Annotated in this window: 26 protein-coding genes; 12 read left to right on the forward strand and 14 right to left on the reverse strand. The window is 66.2% G+C overall.

What is annotated here, in order from left to right:
* The first annotated feature begins 105 nt into the window (after positions 1 to 105).
* Together R4P95_RS20135 and ilvA are read left to right on the forward strand one after the other, a co-directional pair.
* Positions 106 to 540, forward strand: coding sequence for a nitroreductase family deazaflavin-dependent oxidoreductase (locus tag R4P95_RS20135; protein ID WP_317746176.1), 435 nt, complete (start codon positions 106 to 108; stop codon positions 538 to 540).
* 49 nt (positions 541 to 589) lie between these two features.
* Positions 590 to 1939 carry a threonine ammonia-lyase IlvA gene (gene ilvA / locus R4P95_RS20140; RefSeq protein WP_159921751.1) on the forward strand — a complete coding sequence of 450 codons (1350 nt, stop codon included), beginning with the start codon at positions 590 to 592 and terminating at the stop codon, positions 1937 to 1939.
* A gap of 1 nt (position 1940) precedes the next feature.
* Here the strand turns inward: ilvA and R4P95_RS20145 are convergent, their stop codons facing one another.
* Entirely contained in the window at positions 1941 to 2465 is a 525-nt protein-coding gene (locus R4P95_RS20145) for a TetR/AcrR family transcriptional regulator (protein WP_213572403.1), read from the reverse strand.
* Positions 2466 to 2587: 122 nt separating this feature from the next.
* On the opposite strand from R4P95_RS20145, the gene R4P95_RS20150 reads away from it, so the two are divergent.
* The gene (locus R4P95_RS20150; protein WP_317746173.1) at positions 2588 to 4168 is read left to right on the forward strand and encodes an MFS transporter; all 1581 of its coding nucleotides are present in this window, start codon (positions 2588 to 2590) and stop codon (positions 4166 to 4168) included.
* Here R4P95_RS20150 and treZ read toward each other — a convergent pair.
* The 5 genes from treZ to R4P95_RS20175 form a co-directional block, all read right to left on the reverse strand.
* Positions 4120 to 5868, reverse strand: coding sequence for a malto-oligosyltrehalose trehalohydrolase (treZ, locus tag R4P95_RS20155; RefSeq protein WP_317746172.1), 1749 nt, complete (start codon positions 5866 to 5868; stop codon positions 4120 to 4122). The two genes, R4P95_RS20150 and treZ, sit on opposite strands and share 49 nt — an antisense overlap.
* Before the next feature lie 90 nt (positions 5869 to 5958).
* Positions 5959 to 7305 carry a permease prefix domain 1-containing protein gene (locus tag R4P95_RS20160; RefSeq protein ID WP_317746170.1) on the reverse strand — a complete coding sequence of 449 codons (1347 nt, stop codon included), beginning with the start codon at positions 7303 to 7305 and terminating at the stop codon, positions 5959 to 5961.
* Positions 7305 to 7667 carry a PadR family transcriptional regulator gene (locus R4P95_RS20165; RefSeq protein ID WP_208961802.1) on the reverse strand — a complete coding sequence of 121 codons (363 nt, stop codon included), beginning with the start codon at positions 7665 to 7667 and terminating at the stop codon, positions 7305 to 7307. Before R4P95_RS20165 ends, R4P95_RS20160 begins: the two co-directional genes overlap by 1 nt.
* A gap of 67 nt (positions 7668 to 7734) precedes the next feature.
* Positions 7735 to 8157, reverse strand: coding sequence for a hypothetical protein (locus tag R4P95_RS20170; RefSeq protein ID WP_317746169.1), 423 nt, complete (start codon positions 8155 to 8157; stop codon positions 7735 to 7737).
* A gap of 33 nt (positions 8158 to 8190) precedes the next feature.
* Entirely contained in the window at positions 8191 to 8334 is a 144-nt protein-coding gene (locus R4P95_RS20175) for a hypothetical protein (protein ID WP_201453563.1), read from the reverse strand.
* A gap of 110 nt (positions 8335 to 8444) precedes the next feature.
* Between R4P95_RS20175 and R4P95_RS20180 the strand changes: the two genes are divergently transcribed.
* The 3 genes from R4P95_RS20180 to R4P95_RS20190 all read left to right on the forward strand — a co-directional run bounded on the left by R4P95_RS20180 (position 8445) and on the right by R4P95_RS20190 (position 9835).
* The gene (locus R4P95_RS20180) at positions 8445 to 8633 is read left to right on the forward strand and encodes a DUF1918 domain-containing protein (protein ID WP_213572398.1); all 189 of its coding nucleotides are present in this window, start codon (positions 8445 to 8447) and stop codon (positions 8631 to 8633) included.
* An 81-nt stretch (positions 8634 to 8714) separates the two neighbouring features.
* Positions 8715 to 9350 (forward strand): helix-turn-helix domain-containing protein, encoded by a 636-nt coding sequence (locus R4P95_RS20185; protein ID WP_317746168.1) that lies wholly within the window; start codon positions 8715 to 8717, stop codon positions 9348 to 9350.
* 137 nt (positions 9351 to 9487) lie between these two features.
* Positions 9488 to 9835 (forward strand): PLD nuclease N-terminal domain-containing protein, encoded by a 348-nt coding sequence (locus R4P95_RS20190; protein WP_109335046.1) that lies wholly within the window; start codon positions 9488 to 9490, stop codon positions 9833 to 9835.
* A 13-nt stretch (positions 9836 to 9848) separates the two neighbouring features.
* Here the strand turns inward: R4P95_RS20190 and R4P95_RS20195 are convergent, their stop codons facing one another.
* Genes R4P95_RS20195 through R4P95_RS20210 form a run of 4 tightly spaced genes read right to left on the reverse strand, consistent with a single transcriptional unit; the run spans position 9849 to position 16794 of the window.
* Positions 9849 to 10790 carry an NADP-dependent oxidoreductase gene (locus R4P95_RS20195; RefSeq protein ID WP_317746167.1) on the reverse strand — a complete coding sequence of 314 codons (942 nt, stop codon included), beginning with the start codon at positions 10788 to 10790 and terminating at the stop codon, positions 9849 to 9851.
* Complete coding sequence (gene treY, locus R4P95_RS20200; protein ID WP_317746166.1) at positions 10787 to 13174, reverse strand: malto-oligosyltrehalose synthase; 2388 nt, start codon at positions 13172 to 13174, stop codon at positions 10787 to 10789. Before treY ends, R4P95_RS20195 begins: the two co-directional genes overlap by 4 nt.
* Before the next feature lie 12 nt (positions 13175 to 13186).
* Positions 13187 to 15448, reverse strand: a complete 2262-nt coding sequence (gene glgX / locus R4P95_RS20205; RefSeq protein ID WP_213572393.1) for a glycogen debranching protein GlgX — start codon at positions 15446 to 15448, stop codon at positions 13187 to 13189.
* 32 nt (positions 15449 to 15480) lie between these two features.
* Positions 15481 to 16794: an adenosylmethionine--8-amino-7-oxononanoate transaminase gene (locus tag R4P95_RS20210; RefSeq protein WP_213572392.1), complete on the reverse strand. Its 1314-nt coding sequence runs from the start codon at positions 16792 to 16794 to the stop codon at positions 15481 to 15483.
* Between the two features lie 77 nt (positions 16795 to 16871).
* Here R4P95_RS20210 and R4P95_RS20215 point away from each other — a divergent pair, with 77 nt between their 5' ends.
* Both R4P95_RS20215 and bioD read left to right on the forward strand, forming a co-directional pair.
* Positions 16872 to 18014, forward strand: coding sequence for an 8-amino-7-oxononanoate synthase (locus R4P95_RS20215; protein ID WP_317746165.1), 1143 nt, complete (start codon positions 16872 to 16874; stop codon positions 18012 to 18014).
* Positions 18011 to 18721 carry a dethiobiotin synthase gene (gene bioD, locus R4P95_RS20220; protein ID WP_317746164.1) on the forward strand — a complete coding sequence of 237 codons (711 nt, stop codon included), beginning with the start codon at positions 18011 to 18013 and terminating at the stop codon, positions 18719 to 18721. Before R4P95_RS20215 ends, bioD begins: the two co-directional genes overlap by 4 nt.
* 34 nt (positions 18722 to 18755) lie before the next feature.
* Here bioD and R4P95_RS20225 read toward each other — a convergent pair whose 3' ends face one another.
* Together R4P95_RS20225 and R4P95_RS20230 are read right to left on the reverse strand one after the other, a co-directional pair.
* A complete protein-coding gene (locus R4P95_RS20225) occupies positions 18756 to 19163 on the reverse strand; it encodes a VOC family protein (protein WP_397517740.1) in 408 nt (135 codons plus the stop codon).
* Positions 19160 to 19546 carry a VOC family protein gene (locus tag R4P95_RS20230; protein ID WP_317746163.1) on the reverse strand — a complete coding sequence of 129 codons (387 nt, stop codon included), beginning with the start codon at positions 19544 to 19546 and terminating at the stop codon, positions 19160 to 19162. Before R4P95_RS20230 ends, R4P95_RS20225 begins: the two co-directional genes overlap by 4 nt.
* A gap of 172 nt (positions 19547 to 19718) precedes the next feature.
* On the opposite strand from R4P95_RS20230, the gene R4P95_RS20235 reads away from it, so the two are divergent.
* The 4 genes from R4P95_RS20235 to R4P95_RS20250 are packed head-to-tail and all read left to right on the forward strand — an operon-like array spanning position 19719 to position 23543.
* On the forward strand, positions 19719 to 20003 hold the full coding sequence (locus R4P95_RS20235) for a hypothetical protein (protein WP_109329332.1): 285 nt from the start codon (positions 19719 to 19721) through the stop codon (positions 20001 to 20003).
* On the forward strand, positions 20000 to 20824 hold the full coding sequence (locus tag R4P95_RS20240) for a hypothetical protein (protein WP_213572388.1): 825 nt from the start codon (positions 20000 to 20002) through the stop codon (positions 20822 to 20824). The genes R4P95_RS20235 and R4P95_RS20240 overlap by 4 nt, the downstream gene beginning before the upstream one ends.
* A 36-nt stretch (positions 20825 to 20860) precedes the next feature.
* Complete coding sequence (locus R4P95_RS20245) at positions 20861 to 22792, forward strand: fumarate reductase/succinate dehydrogenase flavoprotein subunit (RefSeq protein ID WP_317746162.1); 1932 nt, start codon at positions 20861 to 20863, stop codon at positions 22790 to 22792.
* A gap of 1 nt (position 22793) precedes the next feature.
* Positions 22794 to 23543, forward strand: coding sequence for a succinate dehydrogenase/fumarate reductase iron-sulfur subunit (locus R4P95_RS20250; protein WP_317746161.1), 750 nt, complete (start codon positions 22794 to 22796; stop codon positions 23541 to 23543).
* A 61-nt stretch (positions 23544 to 23604) separates the two neighbouring features.
* Here R4P95_RS20250 and R4P95_RS20255 read toward each other — a convergent pair whose 3' ends face one another.
* Together R4P95_RS20255 and R4P95_RS20260 are read right to left on the reverse strand one after the other, a co-directional pair.
* Positions 23605 to 24276, reverse strand: a complete 672-nt coding sequence (locus R4P95_RS20255; RefSeq protein ID WP_317746160.1) for a sterol desaturase family protein — start codon at positions 24274 to 24276, stop codon at positions 23605 to 23607.
* Positions 24273 to 25004 carry a FadR/GntR family transcriptional regulator gene (locus tag R4P95_RS20260; RefSeq protein ID WP_317746159.1) on the reverse strand — a complete coding sequence of 244 codons (732 nt, stop codon included), beginning with the start codon at positions 25002 to 25004 and terminating at the stop codon, positions 24273 to 24275. The genes R4P95_RS20255 and R4P95_RS20260 overlap by 4 nt, the downstream gene beginning before the upstream one ends.
* Positions 25005 to 25022: the final 18 nt, after the last annotated feature.

The raw sequence follows: 25022 nt of genomic DNA on the forward strand, positions 1-25022 counted from the left end.
CAGGGTACGCGCAACTGGGAGTTCGGTCCAACGAACACTCGAGGTCGCGCTGTCGTTTCGGAGCGTTCGGTGGCGCAGACCGGATGGTCGGGGTTCACTGGACGCATGCCACTCACAGGTGAATACGAACCCAGTCCGTCCAAGTGGGCCGCAGATCAAGCGGAGTTGATCGAATCGAGCAACGGCACCGAAGGTACGACGCTCAATGGATTGCCCGTCGTCCTGTTGACCACCCGTGGCGCGAAGTCCGGGAAGCTTCGCAAGACCCCGCTGATGCGCGTCGAGCACGACGGAAAGTATGCGATCGTGGCGTCCCTCGGCGGCGCTCCGAAGAACCCCGTGTGGTACTACAACGTGAAGGCCGATCCGCACGTCGAGCTCCGGGACGGTCACATGAAACGGGACATGGTGGCCCGGGAGGTGACCGGCGAGGAGAAGGCAGCCTGGTGGGAGCGCGCAGTCGCCGCGTTCCCCAACTACGCCGATTATCAGAAGAACACCGACCGGGAGATTCCCGTCTTCGTTCTCGAGCCCGCCTGAGAATTGCCCCGGCTGGTACGGCGGGCTGTGGTGGTGGGAACATATGCGGGTGTCCACATCGCCCGATACCGCAGCCCGCAACACCACTTCGCCCCTGACCGTGGGCGACATCGACGCGGCGATCGAGCGAATTTCCCACGTGATCGACGCCACGCCGCTGCAATGGAGCGAGCGGCTGTCGGCGCTCACCGGCGCGAATGTCTACCTCAAGCGCGAGGACCTACAGGTCGTCCGCTCCTACAAGCTGCGCGGCGCCTACAACCTGATGGCTCAGCTCGCCCCGGACGAACGTGCGGCGGGTGTGGTGACGGCCAGCGCGGGCAATCACGCGCAGGGAGTGGCCTTCGCCTGCCGCGCAATGGGAATCGTCGGACGAATCTATGTTCCGTCCAGTACGCCGAAGCAGAAGCGCGACCGCATCCGCGCGCACGGCGGCGAGTTCGTCGAACTCATTCTGACGGGGGAGACCTACGATGCCGCGGCCGCTGCCGCCACCGCCGATGTGCTGCGCACCGGGGCGACGATGGTCCCACCGTTCGACGACGCACGCACTGCGGCGGGCCAGGGGACGATCGCCGCCGAGATCCTTGCGCAGCTCGACACTGTTCCCGACGCGGTGGTCGTCCCGGTCGGGGGAGGTGGGTGCATCGCCGGTATGGCGACCTATCTTCACGCTCACGCGCCGCGGACTGCGCTCGTCGGCGTGGAGCCGACCGGCGCGGCGTCGATGACCGCCGCCCTGGTGGCCGGGGCGCCGGTCACACTGTCGGAGATCGACCCGTTCGTTGACGGTGCCTCGGTGAAGCGGGTCGGCGACCTGCCGTTCGCCGTCGTGTCCGCGCTCGGCGCCGAGGTCGTTTCGCATACGGCGCTGCTGCAGGCTGACGGGTCGACGATCCGACTCGATCCGGAGAGCTTCGTCATGACGAACCTCGACGAAGGTGCCCTGTGCACCACGATGCTCGAGCTGTACCAGAACGAGGGCATCATCGCCGAGCCCGCCGGCGCACTGTCCGTCGCCGCCCTCGGCAGCATCACGTTCGAACCCGGTTCGACGGTGGTGTGCCTCGTCTCGGGCGGCAACAACGACGTCTCGCGCTATGGCGAAATTCTGGAACGGTCGCTGGTGCATCTCGGTCTCAAGCACTACTTCCTCGTCGATTTTCCGCAGGAACCGGGCGCGCTGCGACGATTCCTGGACGAGGTGCTCGGTCCCGAGGACGACATCACGCTGTTCGAGTACGTCAAACGGAACAACCGTGAGACCGGCGCCGCCCTGGTGGGTATCGAGTTGGGGAATGCGGACGGTCTCGGCGACCTCCTCGAGCGGATGGAGCACTCGCAGATGCAAGTGGAGCGGCTGGAACCGGGTAGCCCGGCGTACCGCTACCTCACCTGAGTTACTTCTGCAGAAGTCGCTCCACGACCTTGCTGTACAGCTCGGGCTCGGGCAGGGGGAGTCCGAGTAGGGCCGCGAGGTAAATTCCGTCGCCGACCAGCCGGACGATCTCGGCCTGCACCGGGTCGTCGATTTCGCTGTGCAGGCCTTCGTCCCAGCCGCGCATGACCTCGATCACCGCTCGCTGGATCTCGTCGTGTTGTCCGTCGACGCTGCGCAATGCGGCGATGGTGGATCGATAGAGGGCCAGCTCTTCGGTCGTGCTGGCATCCGGAACCTGCAGATACCACTCGGACAGCGAGGTGCCGCCGGAGACGGCGTCGGCGAGCTGGGCGTCGGCGCGCTCGCCCAGGCGACGCACCATCGCCGCGAGGAGTGCTTCCTTGCTGGGGAAGTGGTACAGGAGACCACCCTTGGAGACCTCTGCTTCGGCGGCGACTGCTTCGAGTGTCACCTGGGCGATTCCGACGTCGAGTAACAACTTCTCGAGGGCGTCGAGTATTCGATCGCGCGTACCGGCAGCCATGAAGAGGGACTGTACCCGGAAATAACTTTACCGTCCGGACGGTTCAAGCTACAGTAGCCAGCTGTACCGGCTGGACGGTTTACCTATCGTGTCGGCCCTCCAGGGAAAGTCGTAGGAAAGAAATGTCTGTCTCCACGGATCGCGGGATCAACGACGCCTTCGGCGCGCCGGATCAGGCATCCGCGTCACGCCGAGACTGGCTCGGACTCGTCGTTCTGGCGTTTGCCGTACTTCTGATCGCCGTCGACGGCACGGTGCTCGATCTCGCTCTTCCCTTCATCAGTGCCGACCTCGAGCCGAGCAGCACGCAGCTGCTGTGGATCATCGATGTCTACTCCTTCGTGCTCGCCGGACTGCTCATCACGATGGGCACCCTCGGTGACCGCATCGGCCGACGGCGCCTACTGCTCGTGGGCGCTGCCGGTTTCGGTATCGCCTCGTTGATCGCGGCGTGGGCGCCCACCCCGGAGATGCTCATCGTCGCGCGGGTTCTGCAGGGAATCTCCGGTGCAACCCTCATGCCGGCGACTCTCGGGCTGATTCGGACGATCTTCGCCAACCCTCGCGAGCGCACACTGGCGATCGGTGTGTGGGGCGCGATGGCCGGCGGCGGAACCGCGGCCGGCCCTCTGATCGGTGGCTGGCTACTCGAACACTTCTGGTGGGGTTCGGTGTTCCTGATCAACATCCCGGTGATGCTGGTCCTCATCGTCGCCGGACCGCTCGTGATCCCCGAGTCGAAGGATCCGACACCGGGTCGCTTCGACCTGCTCAGCGCTGCGCTGTCGATGTCGACGATGCTGCCGCTCGTGTATGCGGTGAAGGAAACGGTCGTCCACGGGTTCGCGCTGGAACTCCTTGCGATCGGCCTGGTCGGCGCGGCGTCGGGCGTGGCATTCGTGCGCAGGCAGCGCGCGATGAAAGATCCGATGATCGACGTCGCGCTGTTCGCCAAGCCGGCCTTCTCGACGGCCGTGCTCACGAACCTACTGTCTATCTTCGCCCTGGCAGGCGTGCTGTTCTTCGGATCCCAGTATCTGCAGCTGGTGCTGGGTAACACGGCATTGGAATCGGGTGTGCTGATGCTCCCCGGCATGCTGCTCAGCGCTGTCACCGCGCTCGCCGCCGCCTGGATGGTGCGCCGGTGGTCGACATCCCACGTCCTCGGTGGGGGCCTCGCGGTCGCCGGACTCGGTGCCGCGATGATGCTGACACTGAGTGTCCACGGTGCACCGACGATGTTCGTCGTCGGCTTCGCCCTCGCCGGGGCCGGTGTCGGGATTGCCTTGACCCTGACATCCGACCTCGTCGTCAGTGCGGTCGAGCCCGAGCGGGCGGGCGCCGCCTCGGCCGTGTCCGAGACGGCGTACGAACTCGGTGTCGCACTGGGTGTCGCAGTCCTGGGCAGCGTGGTGATGGCCTTCTTCCGCGGCGGCCTCGACACATCGATGCTGGCACCGGAACGGGTGGACGCGGCCCGCGGCACGCTCGGTGCGGCGGTCGCGGAAGCCGAGCATCTACCCGATACGTCGCGATCGGTCTTTCTGGAGTCGGCGCAGTCGGCGTTCGTCGAGGGCATGCACGTGGCCGCAGGCGCCACCGCGCTGATTCTGTTCGCCACCGCGGTGCTCGTGCTCCGGATGCTGCGCGGCCGTCAGCCCGAGGCGACAGTGCGCGAGGCATCGAGCATCACGAACGAGTGACCCGGCACGATCGTCGCCGACGCGGTCTCGTCCTGCTTCGGCGGCTCCCACCACAACACGGGGGAGCCGCCGACCGGCACGGTCACCGGGTCCGCTCCGAGATTGCACGCGAGTCGCAGCGCACCGCGATGCACCACGACCCAGCGTTCGTCCTCGTCGTAGTCGACGGTGAGGTCGTCAAGCCACGGATCGGTCAGCTCCACGCGTTCACGTCGCAGGCGAAGCAACGCGCGGTAGCACTCGAGTAACCGGGCATGGGGTTCGCGCCCTCGTTCGTCCCAATTGAGCTTCGAGCGCTCGAAAGTGAGCGGGTCCTGCGGGTCCGGGACGTCTTCGGTACTCCAGCCGTGCTCGGCGAACTCGGCCTTGCGGCCTTCCGCGGTTGCCCGTGCCAGCTCGGCCTCCGGATGCGAGGTGAAGAACTGGAAGGGTGTGCTCGCGCCCCACTCCTCGCCCATGAACAGCATCGGCGTGAACGGCGAGCACAACACAAGTGCCGCCTTCACGGCCAGCTGCCCCGAGTCGAGGTAGGCGCCAGGGCGGTCACCGATCGCCCGATTACCCACTTGATCATGTGTGCAGGTGTAGGTGACCAGCGAACTGGCCGGAATCTGCCGCGTGTCCAAACGACGCCCGTGGATGCGTCCGCGGAACGTCGAGTACGTGCCGGCGTGAAACCAGCCCTGCCGCATCGTTTCCGCCAGGCACGCGAGTGACCCGAAGTCACCGTAATAACCCTGCCGTTCACCCGACACCGCGGCGTGGACGGCGTGATGCATGTCGTCGTCCCACTGCGCGTCGAGGCCGTACCCACCGGCAGAACGCGGAGTGATCAACTTCGGATCGTTGAGGTCGCTTTCGGCAATGAGGGTCAGTGGCCGACCCAGATGAGCAGAGAGGCGGCGCGTTTCCACAGCCAGTTGTTCGAGGAGGTGGGTCGCGGTGTGGTCGACGAGGGCGTGGACCGCGTCGAGACGCAGCGCGTCGACATGAAACTCCTCGAACCAGCGGAGCGCGTTGTCGATGATGTAGCGCCGCACATGGTCGCTGCCGGGGCCGTCGAGGTTGATGCTGCGACCCCACGTGTTCGCGCCCTGCGCCAGGTAGGGGCCGTAGCGGTCGAGGTAGTTCCCCGACGGTCCCAGGTGGTTGTAGACCACATCGAGTACCACCCCGAGGCCACGGGCGTGGCAGGCGTCGACCAGGGCCTGCAGGCCGTCGGGACCTCCGTAGGCCTCGTGCACGGTGTACCAGAGGACGCCGTCGTATCCCCAGTTGTGGGTTCCGTTGAAACCGTTGACGGGCATCACTTCCACGAAGTCGATACCGAGTTCCACGAGGTGGTCGAGCTTGTCGACGGCAGCGGCGAAGGTTCCTTCGGGCGTGAAGGTTCCGATGTGAAGTTCGTAAATCGAGGCCCCGGCGAGCTGGCGGCCGTGCCACTGCGAGTCCGTCCACGCGTCCCGGTCGACGGTGTGCAGCTGTGACGGTGCGTGCACGCCGTCGGGTTGGCGTGGCGAACGGGGGTCGGGGAGGGCGGTGTCGTCATCGTGGAGCAGGAAGGCGTACCGCGAGTCGGGAGACGCGTCGACCTCCGCTCGCCACCAGCCGTCCGGAGAGGGTGTCATGTCGTGACTTCGGCCGTCGACGTCCACGCGAACGGCGCTCGGAATCGGAGCCCATACCTCGAAAGTGTGCACCCGACAAGCATGCCTTGCCCTCGCGCGGCGTGCAGGGTTGTCGGCCCTGGCTGGTCAGGCAGCGTTACCGCCGACGCGACTGGGTCATGGTTACATGAAATCGAAGGCGGGGGGCACCGCAATCATGGCGAGAGCTGCCCACCCGCCGTATACGGGCAGATATCGGGTTTGCCAGCGCTCGACGGCGCCGAACCCGCACCGGCCGCGGACGAAGCCGAAACCGAGTCGAGCGGACCACACCAGGTTGACCAACAACACCACGTTCAGTCCCAGCGCGGTTACTTTGTTCGGTGTGAAGCCGAATTCCGCGATGCGACTGAGCATGGCGGTCAGCATCAGCACGTCGACGGCGAGTGCGCTGACGACGAGGATGAGTTGCAGCTTGTCGAACAGGTCGGGAGGTGCCAGCGGATCACGTGCGGAGATGGCATACAACAGCAGGCCGAGCACGAGCACGAGAATGAGATCCATGAGGATGAGCAGATCTCGGTCGACGCCGACGACGCTGCGGGCAGCCGCGAACGCCGTCAGCAGTGCCAGCAACATGAGAATGGTGAGTGGCGTGAACACGCGAGTGAGCACGGGGGCGATGTTTTCGATGACGTCCTGCTTCGCCTCCACAAGCCAGGCCGCAACGAGAATCGCGCCGGCAATGCCGAACGGCAGGATCCACTGCTCGATGACCCACTCGACATCGAGGTCCAGGGAGGCGAATGCGCCGACAGTCAGGCCGATCAGCACGCCGCCACCGAGCGCAAGCAGGGCCATGTAGACCACCCACTCGCCGGTGAACCGGACGAAGTCCATGCGGCGCCGTTGGGATCGCCAGTCGCCACCGACATAGGCCAGCCCGGCGACGAACCACAGCGCAATGGGCGCGTGGATCGCCGCGATCACTTCCGTCGACCCGTTGTCGACGAACGGAAAGAGATTCAGGACGAGTGCCGCGACCACGAAGGGGACAGCGAGTGCTGCGGCGCCGCGCACTGTCATCTTCCGTTTCCACGCGAAGTATGCCGTCAGGAAAGGCAAGACGAGGAGGCTGATGTTTCGGGCCAGGGCAAGCTCGGGCAGCCACTCCATTCCAGCCTTGACGGCCAGTCCCGCTCCGACGGCGAGGGTCAGGACGACGCTCAGTTCGCGTTTGGACGAAGTGGTTTCGGGTTCCGCGGTGGCCGGCATCAGCACGAGTTGCTTCCACAGTCGGTCGGAATGCTCGAGCGCGAACTCACGGGAGATCGCGTCGAGGTTGCCCATACGTCCGACGGCGACGAGGAAGGCCTCGGCCGCCGTCAGCCCGACCGCGGACAGGTCCGAGACCTGATCGCGGAGGTGACCTTCCATTTCGTCGACATCGGCACTCGAGATCACGCGGTGGCCCCGAACGTAACCACGCCACTGGCCGATCTGCGATTCCAGCTCTGCGTCGGTATCCATCACGACCACCCCTCGGCGGCGGCCGGTGGAAGCTGAGCGGACTGCCACACTCGATGCAGGGCTTCCGCAACGACGGTCCATTGCATGCGCCGGTCGGCGAGCATGTCCCTGCCGGGGTCGGTAATGGCGTAATGCTTACGACGCCTGCCGTTGTCGGCCGTGCGCCAGGTTGCCGTGACGTACCCTGATCGCTCGAGACGATGCAGGAGCGGGTACAGCATCCCGTCCGTCCACTGCATCCGCCCGCCCGACAACTCGTTGACGCGCTTGATGATGGCGTAACCGTAGGACTCGCCGTCGGCGAGAATGCCGAGCACGAGCGGGGTGGCCGAGGCTGCCACCAAGTCCTTGTCGATGAACATCCGACCTCCATACCTAGTTCCTCTAGGGTTCGAAATTGACCCTAGCAGATCTAGGTATGAAGTGAGCTCACCGTTCTCCGGGTGATTCGATGCGATCGAGCAGCCACCGGGGTCCGACTGTGCCGGCCTCGAGCGCCTCGACCCGAGCGCGGAGTCCGCGATCTGCCGTCACCACCGTGACCGGCCGGTCGCTGTTCGTTTCGACCGCTTCAGCCACAATGCCGACGATCGCGTCATCACCGGATCCGTCCGCCAGCACCACCTGCAGGTGGTGCGAATTCACCTCCGGCTCGTCGGCGACCGCGACTCGCGCCGCGCCTTCGAGCACGGCAATCACCTCGGGTGGTTCATCGAGGCGTTCCTGCCACCGGGCCAGCTTCACGAGCAATCGCCGGGCGGCACCGCCGCGATCACGCCACCAACCATCGGGCCTCGAACCGACGACGTTCGCGGCATCCACCACGATGAGAACGGATCTGGCATCGGTCATGAGCGACGGTTCCGCTGCGTCGGCACGTAGGGTTCAGTCCTTGCCGGAGTCTTCGACCTTCTCGATGATTTCGGCGCCGAGGACCGACAGTCGGTGTTCCTCGGCATCCTGCACGGTGCCGAAGTCGTGCTCTTCCAAGACGTTGTGGTCCTTGTCGAGGTATCGGTAGGTTGCCATGTCCCCACGATGGCACATCGAGTCTGCACATGCCGGTGAGTCAGCCCTTTCGCCGGCGGTCGCGAAGTAGCAAGCTTGAGGTGACGAGTCCAGTATCGCGAGGAGCAGTCATGCACGTAGCAGTGGGAGACCGGTTGCACGTCCAGGGCAGGGTTGTGGGGGCGCACGCGCACACCGCCGAAGTCGTGGAGGTACATGGGGAGAACGGCGAACCGCCCTACCTGGTCCGGTACGACGACGGTCGCGAAGCGCTGGTGTTTCCAGGGCCCGACGCCTGGGTGGAACATCCGCAGTCGTAGGGCATCGACGCGTGGGTGGACCACGGTGACTCACCGCATTGGTTGCAGGGGCGCTGCTTCCAATGCGGTTAGCATGAGTTCGTGCTGGAACCGGTCAGAAGGACCTACAGTTCGCCGCTGCGGGCGGAGTCGGCGCGCCGCACCCGCGTCCTCGTCCGGGATGCTGCGGCCCGACTGTTCGTGGACCGGGGCTATGTGAGCACCACGGTGCGCACAGTTGCCGAAGCAGCGGGAGTCGCAACGCGGACGGTGTTCACGGCGTTCCCGGGTGGGAAGGCCGAGCTGTTTCACGAGGCGCTCGCCGCCGCCATCGAGGGCGGCGACGACAGCATGCCGACCGTGTATGCGTCTGCCTCTCGCGACGGCGATCCGGTCGAACGCATCCTCGACGAAGTGGTGGGGTTCGGCGCTGACGTCCTCGAACGGGCCGGGACTCTCATGTTGACGTCGATCAAGAGTTCGGGCGCCGACGAGGACATGAGGCGATTCGCCGAGGAGGGCGCCCGAGCGTCCGCCACGAACGCGATGACCCTTGCCGAAGGGCTTGCCGCGCACGACCTGCTGCGACCGGAGATCTCCGTGCAGCGAGCGGCGGACGTCCTCTTCACCGTCGTCTCACCCCAGGTTCATTCCATGCTTCGGCACGACTGCGGGTGGGACATCGACGAGTACCGCAACTGGGTCAAGGCGATGATCAGGGCAAGCCTGCTCCATTGACCCGGCACGCTCTGTGGTTTCATGGGCGCAGTAATTCCATGGACACAGCTATTCCATGGACACCGCCGTTTCACGACCCGTCATTCCGTGGGACACCGCGCTCGGCATTCCCGGCGCGCTTCTGAGGGGGAATCTCGGTGCCGTACTTTGTCTTCGGTCTCGTCACTCTGCTGTTGTGGGTCTACTGCCTCGTCGACGTGATCACGCGGAACGAGTCGGATATTCGGCACTTGCCCAAGATGGTGTGGCTGCTGATCGTGCTGCTCCTGCCGACCGTCGGGTCGTTGGTCTGGTTGTTCGTCGGCCGCGGCGCGGGAGTCCGCAGATCGGGCACGACAGGCGGGTTCGGCGAGTACGAGCGCCCCGGCCGTCACGTGGCACAGAACCCGGACGACGACGAAGCGTTTCTCCGCCAGTGCCGCGAACGCGCCGAAGAGCAACGCCGTATCGCGCGACGTCGGAGGGAAGAGTCCGGCGAGCCCTGAGGCGGCGCAGCGGTTACGGAAGCAGAACGAACTTCCCCGCAGGGTGGGGACCGGCAAGTTCGGTGTGGGCGCGTCCGGCCTCGGCCAGCCAGTATGTCCGGGCGACCCGGACCCTGAGGTCGCCGCGGTCCGCGAGATCGACGACCACCGCTCGGAGGCGTCTTCGAACTTCTCGACTGGCAGGATTCTTGCCACCCACGCCGAGGAAGCCGGCGTCGACCGCACGCGGTACTGCCAGGGTGGTGACCATCCGGGACGGGTCGCGTACCGATGCGACGGACACATCGACAGCCTCCTCGCCGCCGACCGTGTCGATGACGGCGTCCACGCCGTCCGGCGCGAGGATGCGGACGCGATCTACCAGACCGTTTCCATAGGACACCGGGGTGGCGCCGAGCGACCGGACGTAGTCGTGATGTCCCGGCCGGGCCGTGCCGATCACCGTCGCGCCCCGGCCGCAGGCCACTTGGACGACGCACGACCCGACAGCGCCGGCCGCTCCGTGGACGAGAACCAGATCTCCCGAACCGACCTGGATGACGTCGAGTGTCTCGACCGCGGTCGTACCGGCCACCAGGAGCCCGGCGGCCTCGTTCCACGGCAGCGACGGCGGTTTGCGGACAACGGAATCGGCGCCGACGACGAGTCGATCCGCGTATGCCCCGTCGACCGGGTACGCGATCACCTCGTCACCGGGCGAAAGGGGCCCGTCCGGACCCGTCGCGTCCTCGCCGACCTCGACGATCACGCCGGCCGCCTCGGCACCGAGGCCCATGGGTAGGGAATCGGGATCGGTACCGAACGCGCCGCTGTACCGCTTGTAGTCGATGGGATTGACGCCGATCGCCCGGACTTCGATCGCGACCTCACCGCGCGCCGGGGGAACCGGATCAACCTCCACGACAGTGAGGACCTCGGGACCGCCGTAACCTCGGGCAATGACGCGTCGCGTCATGACCCTGGCAACTCGGCTACCGAAGTTCGGCTGAGCAGGGCCACCGGGTAGCGATCGAACAGGCTGGACAGCCGAACATGGCCGGACTCTATGTCCTCGGCGGTCAGCAGGTTCGTCCACGAACCCTCCGGCAACGTGAATCCGGTGTCGCCCCAGCCGCGTTCGCTGAGCCGGACGCTGTGCCGGGTCGCGAGAGCGATGACATCTTGGGCCGCACCGGATCGGCCTCGCGCGAAGCCGATCAGGTGGGCGGACGCACTTCCCGAGGCGAACACCGGTGTGTACGTGTCGAAGCTTTCGGGACGTGTTCGGCGCAGCCTGAGTGCGGTACGAACAACGTGGAGCTTGGCCGCGCCGGTGGCGTCGACAGGAGGGAGGGCCAGTCCGTCGAGCGCGCGTCGGCGAACGTCGTAGTCCACCAGGCGCCGGTTGTCGGGGTCGACGAGCGAGTCTTCCCACAACTCCGTTCCCTGATAGACATCCGGTATTCCGGGTCCACAGAGCTGGAGCAGCTTCTGGCCCAGAGCGTCCGACCAACCGTGGGGTGCCAGCTGGGTGCAGATCGAACCGAGAGCCTTGCCGACGGCACCGTCGATCACCGTGTCCAGCCAGCGATGGAGATCGCGTTCGAATTCTTCGTCGACATCGTTCCAGGATGTGCGGGTGCCGGCCTCGCGGACCGCCTTCTCGGCGTAGGCGTGGATGCGATCGCGGAAGTCCGGAACGTCCGCGGCCGCCCGACCGTCCACCGGCCAGACCCCGAACAGGTTCTGCCACAGAAACAATCCGAGGGTCGGGTCGGGACTGGGGGCGATGCGCTCCCATTGATCCACGCACTCCGCCCACAGGCTCGGCACCTGGGACAAGACGCCGATACGTGCGCGGACATCCTCACCGCGCTTCGTGTCGTGGGTGGACAGGGTGGTCATCGCCCTCGGCCACCGCGTCGCCCGCCCGGCGAACGCCAGGTGGAACTCGGCGGGGGACACGCCCACCGTCGCGGGATCGCCACCCACTTCCTGGAGCGAGACGAGGCGAGCGGTGCGATAGAACAGGCAGTCCTCGACGGATTTCGCCATGACCGCACCGCACACCTGGTGGAACCGCGTGGCCGCCTCACCCCCACGAATGAGGGCCGACGCCAATGCCGCCAACGGCTCCGCCATGCGCGGCTCTTCGGCGACAACGCTCCCGATCACCCGGTGCGCCAGGCCGGCGAGGGGACTGTAGTCGGACCGGTACACGGGCATGGCTGCGACCACCGCGATGACCGCGTCTCGGACGTCCTCGACGACGTAGTCGCCGTCGGCTTCCCGAAGGATCGCCCGCACCAGCCGCCGGACCTCCGGAGCGAGCATCGTGCTCGCCACTTCACGTTTGATCTCGGGTTCGCGCTGTCGAAGCCAGGCGCTGTCTCCCCGCTCTTCGGTCCGGGCCGCCGACAGCGCAGTCAGCGCGGGCGCCCCGGCCGAATCGAGGAACACCCCACCCAGTTCGGCCAGCGCGTCGTATCCGGTGGTGCCGTCGATCGGCAGGTGATCGTCGAGTGGTTCCTCATGACCCAGGATCTTCTCGATCACGAGCCACCGATCCGGGCCGATCATGGCGCGGAGCCGATCGAGGTAACCCGCCGGATCGGCCAGCCCGTCGGGATGGTCGATGCGCACACCGTCGACGAGGTCGTCCGCGATCCAGCTCTGCAGCTCGCGGTGTGAGGCGTCGAACACGCGTGGGTCCTCTTGACGGATCCCGGCGAGATCGCTGACCGCGAAGAACCGCCGGTACCCGATGAGTCCGGAGTTCCACGGGACCAGGCGATACGACTGCGCCTCGTGCACGGCCCGCGCGTCTTCCGAGTCGGTGCCCGGGGCGATCGGGAAGCGGTGCTCGTAGAACGCGAGCAACGGTTCTTCGCCGGTGCGGTCGACCGTGAGCGAGTCGAGGTCGGAGTCCGATCCCAGAACGGGGAGCGCCAGCTTCCCGTCCGCACCGTTGTCCGGCCGCCAGTCGACATCGAAGAAGTCGGCGTAGTCAGACAGCTGTCCGTGGGTGAGAACGTCCCACCACCAGGCATTCTCGCGGGGGTTGGCGACGCCCACGTGGTTGGGAACGAGATCGACGACGAGTCCCATTCCCCGCCGCCGTAGCTCCTCGGACAGGGCTGTGAGCGCGTCCCGACCACCGAGTGCCGGGGACACGGTCGTCACATCGGTCACGTCGTACCCGTGTGTCGAACCCTTACTGGCGGTGAGGATCGGCGACAAGTAGACGTGCGAGACGCCGAGGTCGTCGAGATAGTCGGCGACCGCAGCGGCGTCCGTCAAGGTGAAGGCGTCGCCGCGCAACTGGAGCCGATAGGTCGCGGTAATCGTCGGATTCCCCATGCTCGCCCGGCCTCAGGCGGTCCGTCGCAGCACGACCAGCGAGCGCGCCTCGACCTCGAGCGGCTTCCCGGCCTCGATCACCGCGTCGTTCGACCCCGTCGGCACCGCGGTGTCGAGCACCACGGTCCACTCGTTCGCGTAATCGGAGTTCGGCGTCGAGAACTCGATGGCGTCGTCGTGGGCGTTGAAACACATCAGGAACGAATCCCCGACGACCCGCTCGCCGCGATGATTGGGCTCAGGGATCCCCTCGCCGTTGAGGAACACGGCCAGCGACTTGCCGAACCCGCTGTCCCAGTCCGCGGGTGTCATCTCCTCACCGGACGGGGTGAGCCAGGCGATGTCCCGAGTCTGGTCCCCGCTGCGGATGGGGGTGCCATCGAAGAAACGTCGCCTGCGGAACACCGGGTTCTTGGCCCGCAGGTCGATCACTCGTTTGGTGAACTCGACGAGGTCGGCGTTGGTGTCTGCGAGCGACCAGTCCATCCACGACAATTCCGAATCCTGGCAGTACACATTGTTGTTGCCCTGCTGAGTCCGGCCCATCTCGTCGCCGTGCGCGATCATCGGAGTGCCCTGGCTGAGCATCAGGGTGGCCAGGATGTTGCGGCTCTGACGGCCACGGAGGTCGAGCACCTCGGGGTCGTCCGTCGGTCCCTCGACACCACAGTTCCACGAACGGTTGTGACTTTCGCCGTCGTTGTTGTCCTCGCCGTTGGCCTCGTTGTGCTTCTCGTTGTAGGAGACGAGGTCGCGCAAGGTGAATCCGTCGTGAGCGATGACGAAGTTGATGCTCGCACCGGGACGGCGGCCCGTCGCCTCGTAGAGGTCCGAGGAGCCGGTGAGGCGGGAGGCGAACTCGCCGAGGGTGGCGGGCTCACCGCGCCAGTAGTCCCGAACAGTGTCGCGGTACTTGCCGTTCCACTCGGTCCACAGTCCCGGGAAATTGCCCACCTGGTAACCACCCTCGCCGACGTCCCACGGCTCGGCGATGAGTTTCACCTGGCTGACGATCGGATCCTGCTGCACGAGGTCGAAGAAGGCGGACAGTCGATCGACGTCGTGCAGTTCCCGGGCCAGCGTGGAGGCGAGGTCGAAACGGAAACCGTCGACGTGCATCTCGGTCACCCAGTAGCGCAGCGAATCCATGATCAGTTGCAGTGTGTGGGGGTGTCGGGCGTTGAGGCTGTTGCCCGTTCCCGTGTAGTCCATGTAGTGCTCGAGGTCACCGTCGACGAGCCGGTAGTAGGCGGCGTTGTCGATGCCGCGGAAGCTGATCGTGGGGCCGAGATGGTTTCCCTCGGCCGTGTGGTTGTAGACGACGTCGAGAATCACCTCGATGCCGGCCTCGTGGAAGGCACGCACCATCGCCTTGAACTCGGACACCGCGCCACCGGGCTTCTCGGCGGACGAGTAGCCCGTGTGGGGAGCGAGGAAGCCGAAGGTGTTGTACCCCCAGTAGTTACGCAGACCTCTATCGAGAAGCGTCTGGTCGTGCATGAACTGGTGCACCGGCATCAGTTCGATCGCGGTGACGCCGAGATCGACCAGATGATCGATGATCGCGGGATGGGCGAGACCGGCGTACGTGCCGCGGAGCTCTTCGGGCACATCGGGGTGCGTCGCGGTCATCCCCTTGACGTGGGCTTCGTAGATGACCGTCTCGTGATAGGGGCGTTTCGGCGCCCGGTCGGTGGCCCAGTCGAAGAACGGGTTGATCACCACGGTCGTCATGGTGTGGCCCAGCGAATCGTGCCCGGGCAGGGGAGAACCGGGGTCGTCCTCGTTCTGCGCACCGCTGCTCTGCGCGTCTTCGCCCTGGTCGCTGTCGGCCGCGGCAACGCCCTCGGCGTCGGTGCCGGCAGCGCGATCGGCCTCTTCCGCCGGCTCGGGCAGATCGATGTCGTACGAGAACAACGACCGATCCCCGTCGAACTCCCCGTCGAACGCCTTGCCGTACGGGTCGAGGAGCAACTTGCTGGGGTCGCAGCGATGTCCCGCCGCGGGATCCCACGGGCCGTGGATGCGGTATCCGTACCGCTGTCCGGGTTCGACGGTCGGCAGATAGGCGTGCCAGACGTACCCGTCCACCTCGTCGAGACGCACCCTGGTCTCGGTTCCGTCCCGGGCGATGAGGCAGAGGTCGACCGCCTCCGCGACCTCGGAGAAGACCGCGAAATTCGTCCCTGCGCCGTCATAGGTGGCGCCCAGTGGGTAGGCCGTTCCGGGCCACACGGGGATGTGTGTGGTGCCGATCTCGTCGCTGGCAGTCATGAGAAGAACATTAGCCCGCGGCGCCCGGGCGCTCAGCTCGAGGCGAGAGGGCTTCCGGCGCCGCGCGAGCTGCCTGCCGCGGCAAGCATTCCGGCTGTGATGTTCCGCACGTCGTCCCCTGTGGACACGTAGGGAGGCATGGCGTAGATCAGATTGCGGAACGGTCGAAGCCAGACCCCGGCGTCCACCGCCGCGTCGGTCGCCGCCTGCATGTCGACGGGGTCGGTGAGTTCGATGACGCCGATACCGCCGAGCACCCGCACATCCCGCACGCCGGGCAGGTCGCGGGCAGGAGCGAGGCCGGACTCGAGTCCGCGGTGCAGCGCCGCGACCTCGCCCCGCCAGTCGCGTGCGAGCAGCAATTCGACGGCGGCGACGGCGACAGCGCACGCGAGGGGATTGGCCATGAACGTGGGACCGTGCATCAGTCCACCGGCATCCCCGGCGCTGATGGTCTCGGCCACCTCGGTGCTGCAGAGGGTGGCCCCGAGGGTGAGATACCCGCCGGTGAGCGCCTTGCCGATACACATGACGTCCGGGCTGACACCCGCGTGCTCGGCGGCGAACAGCTCACCGGTCCGGCCGAACCCTGTCGCGATCTCGTCGAAGACCAGCAAGAGTCCCTGCTCGTCGCAAATTCTTCGTAGTTCCGTCAGGTAGCGGGAATCGTGGAAGCGCATACCGCCCGCACCCTGGACCACCGGCTCCACGATGACCGCCGCGAGCTCGTCGGCATGCGAGCGTGCGAGGCGCTCGAACTCGTCGACGTACTGCGGATCGAAGTCGCGTGGGGGCGGTCCTGCGAACACCTGCCGGGCGAGCACGTCCGTCCACAGCGAATGCATCCCGCCGTCCGGATCGCAGACGCTCATCGGGGCGAAGGTGTCACCGTGATAGCCGCCGCGCCAGGTCAGGAGCCGGTGCTTCTGCGGCTTGCCCCGGCTGCGCCAGTACTGCAGGCACATCTTCACGGCCACCTCGACCGACACGGAACCGGAGTCGGCGAGGAAGACCTTGTCGAGCCCGCCCGGCGTGATGTCGACGAGCAGTCGTGCCAGCCGCGCCGCAGGCTCGTGGGTGAGACCCCCGAACATGACGTGGCTCATCCGCCCCAGTTGCTCCGCGGCCGCGGCATCGAGAACGGGGTGGCGATAGCCGTGCACTGCCGCCCACCAGGAACTCATTCCGTCCACCAGTTCGCGCCCGTCCGCCAGGACGAGGCGCGTGCCCCTGGCCTCGGTCACGACCAGCGGGGTGGTGGAGGAGGGAAAGGCGCCGTAGGGATGCCACAGCAGCGAGGCGTCGAGGGACGTGATCTCTTCGGCGGTCAGGCTGGGACGGGTCACGTTCGTGACCCTATCCACTGGACGAAAAGGGGGGCCACCCGGGTTGAACACTGTTCAAGTCCCGTATCGTTCCGGAGGTGAGCAACGATCGCACCTTCTCCACGTGGCTCGACGACGTCGAGCATCGACGTCGCGCCGCCGGACTGCGCCGTGAGCTGCGTCCGCGGACGGCCGGAAGCGCACTCATCGACCTTGCCTCGAACGACTACCTGGGTCTCGTCCGTCATCCCGAGGTACTGCACGGAGCGATGACAGCTCTCCGCAGATGGGGTGCGGGAGCGACGGGTTCTCGTCTTGTCACTGGATCGACCACCGAACACCAACTGCTGGAATCGGAACTCGCCGAGTTCGTGGGCGCAGAGGCCGGCTTGGTGTTTTCGTCCGGCTACACCGCCAACCTCGGGGCAGTGACCGCGCTGTCGGGGGCGGGGTCGTTGATCGTCAGCGATGCGGGCAGCCACGCTTCCCTCGTCGACGCCTGCCGGCTTTCCCGCGCCCGCGTCGTCGTCGCGCCGCACTTGGACATCGAGTTCGTCCGGGCCGCGCTGGCCACCCGGTCTGAAGAACGCGCCCTCGTCGTCACCGATTCGGTCTTCAGCGCTGACGGCGATCTGGCACCGCTTGTCGCAATGCACCAGGTGTGTCGCGACACCGGCGCCCTCCTCGTGGTCGACGAGGCCCACGGTGTCGGTGTGCGCGGCGAGGGCGGGCGGGGGCTGGTCCACGAGGTCGGACTCGCGGGTGAACCGGACATCGTGATCACTGCAACGCTGTCGAAGTCCCTCGCCAGCCAGGGCGGTGCAGTCCTCGCCTCCGAGAAGGTGCGCGCCCATCTGATCGACGCCGCCCGCACCTTCATCTTCGACACCGGCCTGGCGCCCGCCGCGGTAGGAGCGGCGAGGGCGGCGCTGTCGGTGCTGACACGCGAACCGCACCGCGCGGCCGCCGTGCTCGACCGCGCGCGGGACCTCGCGCGTTTCACCGGCGCCGCGACTCCGGAATCCGCCGTGGTGTCCGTGATCCTCGGTGATCCTCAGCGCGCGGTCGACGCGGCAGCCGCATGCCGGGAGCTGGGTGTGCATGTCGGATGCTTCCGGCCGCCGTCGGTGCCGGAGGGCACGTCGCGACTGCGGCTCACCGCCCGGGCGACATTGGACGAAGAGGAATTGGCGCTGATCGAGACGGTGCTCACCAGCGTGGTGGCGGGAGCCTCGGCATGAGTGTGCTCATGGTGACGGGAACGTCGACCGATGTGGGCAAGACCGTCGTGACCGCCGCACTCGCTGCGACGGCTCAGGCTGCGGGCCGTTCCGTCGCCGTGTGCAAACCGGCACAGACGGGCGTCGCCCCGGGAGAGCCGGGTGACCTCGCCGAGGTGACCCGGCTGTCCGGTGTCACCGCGGTGCTGGAACTCGCGCGTTATCCCGAGCCGCTCGCCCCCGACACCGCTGCCAGGCGGAGCGGTATGCCGCTGCTGCACTGCGCCGACGTGGTGGCGGCGGTCCGGGCGCTCGATGCCGGGCACGACCTCGTCCTCGTCGAAGGTGCCGGTGGTCTGCTGGTCCGGCTGGGGGAGGCCGGGTTCACGCTCGTCGACGTTGCGCGTGCGCTCGATGCGCCGGTCGTCGTGGTCGCGGCCGCCGGGCTCGGCACCCTCAATCACACCGAACTGACCATCCGGGCCCTCACCGGAGCCGGGCTGTCCTGCGCCGGCACGATCATCGGGTCGTGGCCCGATCACCCCGGGCTCGCCGAGCGCTGCAACCTCGTCGACCTGCCCGTCGTGACGGGAAGCGGCGTGGTCGGCAGTGTGCCCGCGGGAAGTGGCAGCCTCGACGCAGAGACGTTCTCCGCAGCAGCACCGGGATGGTTCGACAGCGGCTGGCGGACGTCGGTGCTCACCGGAGACTTCCTGACCGGACACTGATCGGGCACCGGGCCAGCGAAGCCGTGGTGCCGGGTCAGGACTCGGACAGCACCGACAGGATGTTCCCGGCGGGGTCGGTGAACCAGGCGATGTCGGGGCCGTTGCCGCGCATGATCCCCTTGTCGTCCTGCTCGAAACCGTCGTACCGCAGGAAGTGCACCCCGCGTTCGGTCAGCGCGTCGACCGTCTTGTCGACGTCGTCGACGGCGAAGTTCACGATGGTGTACGTCGCCGGTGTGTGGTCGGGTTTCGGGTAGATGAGCACCACTGGTCCGTTCGGCAGATGCAGCCCCAGTAATCCCATCTCCTCTTCGGTCACCTCCAGTCCCAAGGTGTTGGTGTAGAAGGACTCGGCGGCGGCAATGTCGTTCACCGCGAATCCACTGAATCCTCGGGATCGGGCCAACACGTCGGTCCGCCCGCTTTCCTGTCGAGTGGTCATGACATCTCCGCTCGCGCACGCTCGCTGAGCTCGATGATCTGTACGTAGTTACCGTCCGGGTCGATCGCGGTGCCGAACCAGCTGCCGTCGCGATCTTCGAGCGGCGACAACCACGTGACACCCAGGTCGTCGAGACGCCCGGCGGCGGCGCGCGCATCGGCGACCTCCACGTTGAGCAGGATGCGACCGGGTTCGGGGTTCGTGTCGCCGACATCGTCGCGGCGGTCGATCATGATGTAGAAACCGTCGAAGTCGAGTACGTCGTACCCCGGCTCGCCGGGCGTGCGATCGACCTTCGGTGAGAAGGCTGCGGCATACCAGTCCCGCAGTCGCTCAGGATGTGTACTGGCGAGCAAGATGCTGCCGATGGATGCGTCGGCCATGATTTCCTCCAGAGTTCGAGAGTGCTGTTGCCTTTCCGAAGGTATGGACTCGTGCGATCTGGGAAAGTCATCGCGGCGGGACTCGCCGGGCCGAAAAGCCGCCCGTATCCGGCGGGATGTCGGTAGTGTGATACGCGTCACGGGTTCATCCGTCTGGGTTGGGAGGGGTCCAATGTCGACCTCCGAAATGCTCGAATTGAATCGTACGATCAACCACCTCCGGCGGTGTGTCGGGTCGTTGCGTTCGATGTATGGCGACGCTGCACAGGTGCGCCGGCTCAGTAACGATCTCGAGCGCCTCGAGATCGACGCCCAGGAACTCGACACCTCGCCGCCGCATGTCACGCGCCGCGAACCCGTCGAGCGGATCAAGATCCCCGACGTCCCCTATGACGCCTCGATGTGGGCGGGTGTCGACGACGAAGGTCTCGGCGGCTGCCACTACGAGCGCGGATGAGCGCGCCACCGAAAAATTCCGAAAATCTGGGTGTTGCGTCCCCGAGGCGTGCCCGAATCGCGGAGCGGACACTACGGACCGACCGGTGGTGGCAGGCGCCCCTGCTGACCGTGCTCGGACTCGCGGCGTTCGTGATCTACGCGTCGATTCGTTCGTGGGTACGGACCGCCTACTTCGCCGAGGAGTACCACTACCTGACGCCGTTCTACTCACCCTGCCTGAGTGATTCGTGCGTGCCCGGGTCGAGTGACTTCGGAACTCCGATCGGCGAGTTGCCGATGATCATTCCGCTCGGGTTCCTCGTGTTGCCGTTCCTCTTGGGGTTCCGGCTCACGTGCTACTACTACCGCAAGGCGTATTACCGCTCGATCTGGCTCTCGCCCCCGGCGTGTGCTGTGGCCGAACCCCACCGAACCTATACCGGTGAGACACGCCTTCCCCTGATCGTCCAGAACGTCCACCGATACTTCTTCTACGTCGCGGTGATCGTCTCGCTGATCAACACCTACGACGCCATCCGAGCGTTCCACGGCGCGGACGGGGGTTTCGGCATCGGGCTGGGCACGCTCATCCTGGTCGGCAACGTCATCCTGCTCTGGGCGTACACCGTGTCCTGCCATTCATGCCGGCACGTCGTCGGCGGGCGGCTCACCCACTTCTCGAAGCACCCCGTCCGCTACTGGTTGTGGACCCAGGTGAGCAAGCTCAACGCACGCCACATGCAGCTGGCCTGGACCACCCTCGCCACGCTGATGATCACGGACTTCTACGTGATGCTCGTGTCCAGTGGGACTCTGTCGGACTTGCGACTGATCAACTGACCGCGCATCGAAGCCGCCGAACACGAGGGGAGTGGAATGACGGAAGTCGAACGGCACCGATACGACGTCGTGGTGATCGGTGCGGGTGGCGCCGGACTGCGAGCGGTCATCGAGGCACGCGAGCAAGGCCTGTCCGTGGCCGTCGTCTGTAAATCGCTGTTCGGCAAGGCGCACACCGTGATGGCGGAAGGTGGCTGCGCGGCCGCGATGGGCAACGCGAACGACAAGGACACCTGGCAGACCCACTTCCAGGACACGATGCGTGGGGGGAAGTTCCTCAACAACTGGCGGATGGCCGAGTTGCATGCGCGTGAGGCGCCCGACCGAGTCTGGGAACTCGAGACCTACGGGGCGTTGTTCGACCGGACCCCGGACGGGCGGATCAGCCAGCGCAACTTCGGGGGCCACACGTATCCGCGGCTGGCGCACGTCGGTGACCGCACCGGTCTCGAACTGATCCGGACGATGCAACAGAAGATCGTGTCGCTGCAGCAGGAAGATTTCGCCGCCACCGGCGACTACGAAGCGCGGGTCAAGATTTTCGCCGAATGCACCATCTCGGAACTGGTCAAGGATGGCGACCGCATCTCGGGTGCGTTCGGGTATTGGCGGGAAAGCGGCCGATTCATCCTCTTCGAGGCCCCTGCCGTGGTGATGGCGACAGGGGGGATCGGCAAGTCGTTCAAGGTCACCTCCAACTCCTGGGAGTACACCGGCGACGGACACGCTCTCGCACTGCGTGCGGGGGCCAACCTCATCAACATGGAATTCGTCCAATTCCACCCGACCGGCATGGTGTGGCCGCCGAGTGTCAAAGGCATCCTCGTCACCGAGGGCGTGCGCGGCGACGGCGGGGTCCTCAAGAACGCCGAGGGTGAACGGTTCATGTTCAGCTACATTCCCCCGGTCTTCAAGGGCCAGTACGCGGAGACGGAGGAGGAGGCCGACGGCTGGTACAAGGACTCCGACAACAATCGCCGTACTCCCGATCTGCTGCCCCGCGACGAGGTCGCGCGCGCCATCAACTCCGAAGTCAAAGCCGGGCGGCAGACCCCGCACGGCGGCGTGTATCTCGACATCGCCTCCCGGATGCCCGCCGACGAGATCGTGCGCCGGCTCCCGTCGATGTACCACCAGTTCAAGGAACTCGCGGACGTCGACATCACCAAGGAACAGATGGAAGTCGGACCCACCTGCCACTACGTCATGGGAGGCATCGAGGTCGACCCCGACAGCGGCGCGGCCAGTGTTCCGGGTCTCTTCGCGGCGGGGGAGTGCTCGGGCGGAATGCACGGGTCCAATCGGCTCGGCGGAAATTCGCTCTCCGACCTCCTCGTCTTCGGGCGTCGCGCCGGGCTGGGCGCCGCGACGTACGTGTCTTCGCTGACGGACCGGCCAACCGTGTCGGACGAGGCCGTCGATGCGGCCGCACGAATGTTGCTGTCGCCATTCGACTCCGGGCAGGAGGGGGAAGCGGTCGAGAATCCGTATACCCTGCACACCGAGTTGCAACAGAACATGAACGACCTCGTGGGCATCATTCGCAAGGCCGACGAAATCGAGCGCGCACTCGACAAGCTCGCCGATATCAAGAGCCGGATCGGTGCCGTCGTCGTGGAAGGGCACCGTCAGTTCAATCCCGGATGGCACCTTGCCGTCGACCTGCGCAACATGGTCCTCGTCAGCGAGTGCGTGGCGCGGGCGGCATTGACCCGCACCGAAAGTCGCGGTGGGCATACCCGGGACGACCATCCCGCCATGGATGCGCAATGGCGCAACACCCTGCTCGTCTGCAGTGTGGACGGCGACATGGCATCCCATCCCGATGCCGTGATCCCCGACGTGGTGGTCACGCGGGAGCAGCAGGAGCCGATGCGAGCAGACCTGCTGGAGCTCTTCGAGGCCGACGAACTCGCCAAGTACTACACCGACGCGGAACTCGCCGGGCATCCCGGGAGAAAGGCCTGACATGGGGTACGACGCACAGTTCCGGGTCTGGCGCGGTGATGCCGACGGGGGCGCCCTGCAGGACTACTCGATTCCCGTCAACGAGGGCGAGGTGGTCCTCGACATCATCCACCGACTCCAGGCCACGCAGGCACCCGATCTGGCCGTCCGCTGGAACTGCAAGGCAGGTAAATGCGGGTCGTGTTCGGCCGAGGTGAACGGTCGGCCCCGGCTGCTCTGCATGACGAGGATGTCCACCTTCACTCAGGACGAGGTGGTGACGGTAACGCCGCTGCGGACCTTCCCGGTGATCCGCGACCTCGTCACCGACGTGTCGTACAACTACCTGAAGGCACGAGAAGTCCCGTCGTTCACGCCGCCTCCCGGACTGGCGCCGGGCGACTACCGGATGAAGCAGATCGACGTGGAACGGTCTCAGGAATTTCGTAAGTGCATCGAGTGCTTCCTGTGCCAGAACACCTGCCACGTCGTGCGCGATCACGAGGACAACAAGGCGGCGTTCTCGGGTCCGCGATACTTCATTCGCGTCGCGGAACTCGAAATGCACCCACTCGATACTGCAGACCGCCGCAATGCGTCGCAGGACGAGTTCGGTCTCGGTCTGTGCAACATCACCAAGTGCTGCACCGAGGTGTGTCCCGAGGGAATCAAGATCACGGACAACGCCATCATCCCGATGAAGGAACGGGTGGTCGATCATCGATACGACCCGCTGGTGTGGTTGGGTAACAAGCTCTTTCGCCGGGATTAGCGCCTCCGGCGCCCGTGAGTACTTATTGACATTCCGAGGTTGACAAGTACTCACAGGGGCGTCAGCGCACGGTGTGGAGGCTGCGAGCGGTCGGCGACTTCTCCACCGACTCGGGGTCGGGCGCGGTGCCGAGTAGACGGTCCGCCGTTCCCGTGGTGGTCACCGTGAACCAGTAGTGCTCGTTCTTGTAGTGATGGTGCCGGTGGCTGCGCCAGATCGCCCGATAGAACCGGGATTTCGGCTTGTAATCGCTGTGGATCAGATAGTGCGTCCACTCGTACACAACGCCCAGAGCGCTCAGTGTGACGAGGAACGTCAGCCCCAGGCCGAGGCGCGGGAAAGCCAGCACGGACAGACCGGCGAGAACCGGAATGAGCCACGTCAGGGTCTGCCAGGGGATGAAGACCAAAGGCACGTCCCGGGGATCGACGTGGTGCTCGCGATGCTTACGGGCAAGCAGCGAGTCGACGGTCAGGCCCAGGACTCTGCGGGGCTTCCAGTGCAGGATGCAGACGTGAATGACCCATTCGGCGAACGGGAACAGCGCCAGCATCACCACCGGCAGGACGGCATCGCTCAGGTGCCAGTCGCCCACCGCCAATCGTGCCGCGACGGCGACCGCCAGCATGCCGCCGACCATCCACGGGGACGGGTGGCGCCGGAATTGATCGGCGGCCTCACGCAGGGTGAGTGACCGACGTCGGCGGCGGTCTGCCGAAGAGTGTGTCGTCATGAGTGCTGCTCCTGTTGTTGGAGTTGGTCGATGGCGGTGGTCACCGCAGCAGTCCCGAGGTCGAGAAGGGTGGCGGCGACACCGGTGGCAGTGTCCTCGTCGTGCGCGGCGACGGCATCGGCGAGTGCGTGATAGAGGTCGGATCTCCCGACCTCGGCAACCATGACGCCGGCCATGGCCGCCATGGTCGGCTCATAGGCGTTGCGCAGGCTGTTGAAGATGAGCCGGAAGGCGATCGAATCGGCCGCGTCGACCACCCTCTCCCAGAATGTGAGGGCGTGCACCTGTTGCGAGACCGGATCGCTCGCGGCCGCCAGGGCCTCGGCCGCGTTCTGCACGGCGGCCGCCGCGTCGGGGGTCGCCCTGCCCGCGGCGAGTCGGGCCACCTGCGTGCCGATCATCCGGCGTGCCTCGAGGACGCTCCGCACGACCGGCCAATCGGGTTGTCCGTTCCGGATCAGCAGCTGGGACAGCAATTCGGGCCCACCGTGCTGACGAAAGTCGCGCACCGACGTCGCATCGCCCTGACGCACTTCGACGAGGCCGGCCTGCGCGAGCTTCTGGATCGCTTCGCGCACGGCCGGCCTGGACACACCGAACGCCTCGGCGAGTCGCCGCTCGCTGGGCAGCGATTCGCCAGCGGCGAGGTCCCCGCCCAACACGCGTGCGGTGATCTGATCGAAAACCTCGGTGGATGCGGACTTCCGCGCGATCGGTTCGAACATCATGCAGCAACGATAGAGCGG

Source organism: Rhodococcus sp. IEGM 27 (genome assembly GCF_033142305.1).
Taxonomy (GTDB): domain Bacteria; phylum Actinomycetota; class Actinomycetes; order Mycobacteriales; family Mycobacteriaceae; genus Rhodococcus_F; species Rhodococcus_F oxybenzonivorans.